Below are 2,580 nucleotides of genomic sequence, written 5' to 3'. Positions count from 1 at the left end.
CTTCCGTGAATTCTAGGTTAATCATGTTTTTAATGAGTGCTTTGCTTCTAATTATGACTCTTAAACTATATTATTGTCCTTGAGTAAAAAATGCAAGTTGTAGCCGTGCAAAGTATATAATGCGGGTGAAAGTATGGAGATAACCCTCAAGTGCAAACTAAAACCCTCCAAACCCTCAGAAAAGGAAACCACAAAAGTCTCCTAAAAACCATTAATCAAAAACTTGCGATCGCCCCTTCATTCAGTCACTTGAGGAGGTATTGTTGCCATAACTCTCTCAATTCCCATGATTTCAAGGAGTAGGGTTTATCTGGCAAGCCGAGAGCTGCTACAATCTAAGATGATTGGTTATAGATGCTTTCAAGATGACTAAAACAGCAGAAACCCTTAAAATAGAACTTGCTCAACTTTCTGTGCAAGATCGCGCTGAACTAGCTTACTTTCTCATCCATTCCTTAGATGAAGGTGTAGATGACAATGTTTTAGATGCTTGGGATAGAGAATTAACTGAAAGATTAGCCGAAATTTATGCTGGAACAGCCAAGGGTGAACCATCAGATAAAGTATTATTGGAATTACGAGAGAAATATTCGTGAAACCGGTTATTATTCACAGTGAAGCAACAGGAGAACTTGACAATGCTATTCAATATTACGAGAAGCAAAAGATAGGATTAGGGCTAGATTTGCTATCTGAAATTGAACAAGTTCTCGAAAAAATTAAAATTAACCCTAATCTGGGAACAGCCCATACTATCGAAGGGGTACGCCGTTATGTCATTCGCCGTTTTCCTTACATCATCTTTTATGTAGAATTTGAAGCATTTATCTGGGTGGTTGCGATCGCACATGGAAAACGTAAACCTGATTACTGGAAAAAGCGAAATTTAGAATAATGGAGATACTCGAACGAAAACAAAACCACAAAAGTAGGCTAAATTACCCACAAAATACGATAAATGCCCCTTCATTCAGTCAGTTGAGGGGGTTTATTTTTTCCCTTTATTAACTTGGTTAATAACAAATCCAACTTTAAAAACCCACTTCCCCACTTCCCTATTCATAATTCCCACTTGCAAGAGTGCCTTTTTGAACCTTTCCCTAAAAAGGTTTTGATTTTAGGGAAATACAGTTAAAGGAATCCATTCGTAGGTGTTGACAATGCCTTGAAAATAATCATTAATAGTTTCTCTGGAATAGGGAACAACACCATCTTCACCAAACCAACGTTCATAAATTGTCACCGCTTGTTGTTGGTCACTAACGATCCCTTCCATGAATTTTAATAGGGTATAATTCACTGTATCGCGCCATTTAGAATCATTTTCAGGTAAAGTACAGGCATAGGATTCGTAGGCGTAGGGATAGGAGGGAACTATGGCTAAATTATTGGGATTTTTAGCACTTTTCCTTAAACCTTCTAGGGTAATGCCATCGCTGGCAAAACCATCAATTTCTCCCGTTTCTAGTTTTTGTAAACCCTCGCCACGACTTTTAACTTTGACCAAAATAGCGGCGGGTTGTTGGGTTTTAATTACCGCTTCATTAGTAGTATTGGCAATCACTCCAATGCGTCTGCCTGCCAAGCTACCGATGTCATCAAGATTACTACCTTTGCGGGTGAGCAATTGAGTACCACCGGCAAAGTAACTAACGGAAAAATCCACTTCATTTTCTCTTTTCCAAGTAAAAGTAGTAGAGCCACATTCGATATCGATAACCCCTGTTTTCAACTTTTCAAAACGATTTTGGGGATTAATCTCAACAATTTTTAACTTAATTGGTTTTCCTAACTTCCGTTCGGTTTCCTTGCGAATTAACTCTAACATATCAAGGCTGTAACCCACCCACTTGCCCTGGGAGTTGACAAAACCAAAGGGAATAGCATCTTTACGAGCGCCGGCAGTAATTACCCCAGTTTTTTGAATGCGATCGAAGATTGCTCCCGCAAGGCTAGAATGGTTACTGGTGACGGTTAAAGCTACTGTCATCGTCATGACGGCAAGTGTACGCTTCATTTTTTTCCCTAATCTGAAAGTGGCTCAAGTCTGGGACTGTTTTAGGAGACTGAGAGTTTCCCAGAGGAAGATTTTTTAGCGGCGATTGCTGGGGACAAAAAAAGAGGAGAGATGTTACTCTCTCCCCCTTTTAGTTTTTTCGACAACATTTTAAATTGTTTTTTCAGTTGTCGCTGTCGGGCCGAACCGCCCTTGCCTTTGTCGTTACGTCCCTGACGGCGGGGGGACTCCCATCGCTTAAGTCGCATAGTTTTTAATTCCAATTTAGTCAGTTATATTTTTTATTGTAACAGGTTTAACGTCAGTTTGGGTTAAGGAAATGAACTGACGGGGTGTGGGGTGTGGGGTGTGGGGTGTGGGGTGTGGGGTTTTACCCATTTTCAGTAACCCATGCGGGCGTTGGGTTTCATGCTTCAACCGTTCGGCAAAAGCTCACGGCCGAAGCCCAACCTTGTATCTTGAGAAGTAGGCAACCCGTCCCAACCTAGGTAAAAAATACCGCTTTGTAGCTTGGGTGCCTATATTCTGAAAAAGGGCGTGGACATCCAGTTCAACCGAGGTGC

4 protein-coding genes are annotated in these 2,580 nt (G+C 40.9%); 2 read left to right on the top strand and 2 right to left on the bottom strand.

Going from position 1 to position 2,580, the window contains the following annotated elements; all coding sequences use genetic code 11:
* The first annotated feature begins 365 nt into the window (after positions 1–365).
* Positions 366–596 (top strand): addiction module protein, encoded by a 231-nt coding sequence (locus tag EWV66_RS06575; RefSeq protein WP_052276845.1) that lies wholly within the window; start codon positions 366–368, stop codon positions 594–596.
* Positions 593–895, top strand: coding sequence for a type II toxin-antitoxin system RelE/ParE family toxin (locus EWV66_RS06570; RefSeq protein ID WP_072927872.1), 303 nt, complete (start codon positions 593–595; stop codon positions 893–895). Before EWV66_RS06575 ends, EWV66_RS06570 begins: the two co-directional genes overlap by 4 nt.
* Before the next feature lie 222 nt (positions 896–1,117).
* Here the strand turns inward: EWV66_RS06570 and EWV66_RS06565 are convergent, their stop codons facing one another.
* A complete protein-coding gene (locus EWV66_RS06565) occupies positions 1,118–2,017 on the bottom strand; it encodes an amino acid ABC transporter substrate-binding protein (protein WP_052276847.1) in 900 nt (299 codons plus the stop codon).
* Positions 2,018–2,058: 41 nt separating this feature from the next.
* Positions 2,059–2,265: a hypothetical protein gene (locus EWV66_RS06560; RefSeq protein ID WP_002732891.1), complete on the bottom strand. Its 207-nt coding sequence runs from the start codon at positions 2,263–2,265 to the stop codon at positions 2,059–2,061.
* Positions 2,266–2,580: the final 315 nt, after the last annotated feature.

Origin of the sequence: Microcystis sp. M_OC_Ca_00000000_C217Col, from assembly GCF_007095585.1 — a bacterium.
Taxonomy (GTDB): Bacteria; Cyanobacteriota; Cyanobacteriia; order Cyanobacteriales; family Microcystaceae; genus Microcystis; species Microcystis panniformis.
This window is presented reverse-complemented; position numbering and strand designations above follow the sequence as displayed.